This is a genomic window from Actinoplanes sp. NPDC051633, from assembly GCF_040681735.1.
In the GTDB taxonomy this organism is placed as follows: domain Bacteria; phylum Actinomycetota; class Actinomycetes; order Mycobacteriales; family Micromonosporaceae; genus Actinoplanes.
Genome location: NZ_JBFAZH010001158.1, coordinates 1 through 2,423, shown reverse-complemented (window position 1 = coordinate 2,423; position 2,423 = coordinate 1). Strand labels below are relative to the sequence as shown.

Here is a 2,423-nt window from a genome sequence, read left to right as displayed (position 1 = left end):
CGTGGATCCGCGCCCCCGCGGCGGCGAAATCGGCGGCCCGGATCCACGGTGTCAGCACGCAGCGTCCGGACCAGTTGGCCGCCTTCGCCGCGTACGCCGAACTGCCGTTCCCGCTGCTCTCCGACGCCGACGGACGGCTGGCCGCGGCGCTGCTGCTGCCCACCTTCCGCGCGGCCGGCACCGACCGGCTCAAACGGATCACGCTGCTGATCGACCGGGCCGCGACGGTGCGCGCCGTCCAGTTCCCCGTCACCGATCCGGCCGGCTCGGTCGGCGAGATGCTGCGCCAGGTCCGCGAGCTCGTCCCGATCCCCGGGTGACCTCGTCGCCCTGAGCACGCGGGCACTCAGCCTCCCGGCGCCACCAGAGCGCGAGGCCGGTCCGACGGCGCGTCCGCCGCGGTGCGCCACCAGGGGCGCGACGCCAGCCCGGCGAGCACGGCGCCGGCGGCGTTGATCAGCACGTCATCCACGGAGGACACCCGGTCCAGCTGCAGGACGTACTGTGCAGTCTCCACCAGCACCGAGCAGCAAGCCCCGAGCGCCAGGATCCGCGGCACGGACGCCAGCGCCGCGAACCGCATCGGGGCGAAAAACCCCAGCGCCGCGAAGACCAGCAGGTTACCGGCGATCCCGAGTGGCCCCATCACGAGCAGGTCCCACAGCGGGACCAGACTCACCCGGCCGGGGACGACGCCGGCCCCGGGACCCGGCATCAGGGTCATCCAGACGAACGGCACCGTTCCGTAGACCATGCCCACCTCTGCCAGCGACAGCCGCCACGCCGATACGCCGGCGGCCCGCCGGACACGCGCCAGGGCCCACACCACCAGAGCGGCCAACGGCAGCCCGGCCATCATCATGAACAGCACACCGTTCTCGGTGTCGTAACAGCCGTGCCACCGGCCGGCCAGACAACTCGGAGCGGACATCAGAAGCATCCGCCGCAGGAGGAAAGCGACGCTCGCCACGGCGATGATCGCCAGGCCGATGAGCACGAATCCGCGCGGACGGCGGGGCGGCGCGGACGGGGACGAGCTGTCGGTCATGCCCACAGTGAAGCCGACGGCGGTTGGCGGTGGTGTATGCGTTTTTCGATACGCCCGCGATACACGGGTTCCGCTAGGGATCGATCGCGTTGAGTGGGCCGGGTGGCCACCCGTCGATGGTGCCTTCGGGCAGGAGACCCCGGGCCACTCGGACGGTATCGGCGGACGACGCCGGTCAATACGTTCGGGGTGACCGCCGGCCGCGTGTCCGTGCCGGCGGGCCGGATCGGCCACGTTCGCACGACGCCCCACGAGGAGGACCACATGCAACGGATCCGAGTCAGCATGGCCGCGATCGGCCTGCTGGGGGCGACGTTGATCGCGACCCCGGCGAGTTCGGTGGCCGCGGCTCCGGCGGGGCACGCGGCGCAATCGGTCGCGGAGTGCACCACGGTGTCGAACGACCGCGTCCGTTCCGGCCGCCCGGGTGGGTCGGACCCCAACGACCTGACCCGGAGCGAGGCGGCACGGGCGGAGAAGCAGATGACCGCCAAGCTGCGGTCGAAGGGTCTCGGCTGGGCGTCGAAGCTGCCGAAGCGCAAGGTCACGATCGACGTGCGGGTGCACGTCATCACCCGGGCCGACGGCACGGGAGGGGTGTCGCGGCAACAGATCGCGGCCCAGATCGCCGTGCTCAACGCCGCCTTCAGTGGAAAGACCGCGAGGCAGGACGCTCCGACGATCTTCAGGTTCGCGACGAAGTCCGTCGACTACACCGCCAACGACGACTGGTACGACTGGTCCGACCCGGACGTCGACCCCGCGGACGACCAGGAAGCCAAGGCGGCGCTGCACAGGGGCGGCTACGACGACCTCAACATCTACATCACGGGGCTCTCCGACGGCCTCCTCGGGTACGCGTACTTCCCGAACGAGGCGACGCTGATCCAGGACGGCGTCGTGATCCTCAACGACAGCCTGCCCGGCGGCTCGGCGGCGCCGTACAACGAGGGCGACACGCTGACCCACGAGGTCGGCCACTGGTTCGGGCTCTACCACACCTTCGAGAACGGCTGCATGGCTCCCGGTGACTCGGTGATCGACACGCCGTACCAGAACGACGGCGACAACATCTTTGAGTGCAACGAGTCCGACGACACGTGCCCGGCTCCCGGTCGCGACCCCGTGCACAACTTCATGAGCTACGGCGACGACCCGTGCCTCGACCGCTTCTCCCTCGGCCAGAGCATCAGGATGACGCTGATCTGGCTCGCCTATCGAGCCGGCTGATCGACGGCCGGCCCGGCCGGCCCCGACACATGCTGGGTCTCGACGATCCTCGCGGTGACCGTTCCGGCCTTGCCGGCGGTCACCGTGCGGATCGGCACCACGCGGTCAGCGGAAAGGGCCTGCCGCCCGCTCGATCTTCGCCCGG

Annotated in this window: 3 protein-coding genes; 2 read left to right on the top strand and 1 reads right to left on the bottom strand. The window is 70.7% G+C overall.

Annotated features, from left to right (window positions below):
* Positions 1 to 320: redoxin domain-containing protein (locus AB0M20_RS38390; protein WP_364305823.1), on the top strand; the 320-nt coding region annotated here is incomplete at its 5' end.
* 26 nt (positions 321 to 346) lie between these two features.
* Here the strand turns inward: AB0M20_RS38390 and AB0M20_RS38385 are convergent.
* Positions 347 to 1,048 (bottom strand): VanZ family protein, encoded by a 702-nt coding sequence (locus AB0M20_RS38385; RefSeq protein WP_364305821.1) that lies wholly within the window; start codon positions 1,046 to 1,048, stop codon positions 347 to 349.
* A 264-nt stretch (positions 1,049 to 1,312) separates the two neighbouring features.
* Here AB0M20_RS38385 and AB0M20_RS38380 point away from each other — a divergent pair, with 264 nt between their 5' ends.
* Complete coding sequence (locus tag AB0M20_RS38380; protein ID WP_364305819.1) at positions 1,313 to 2,278, top strand: zinc metalloprotease; 966 nt, start codon at positions 1,313 to 1,315, stop codon at positions 2,276 to 2,278.
* Positions 2,279 to 2,423: the final 145 nt, after the last annotated feature.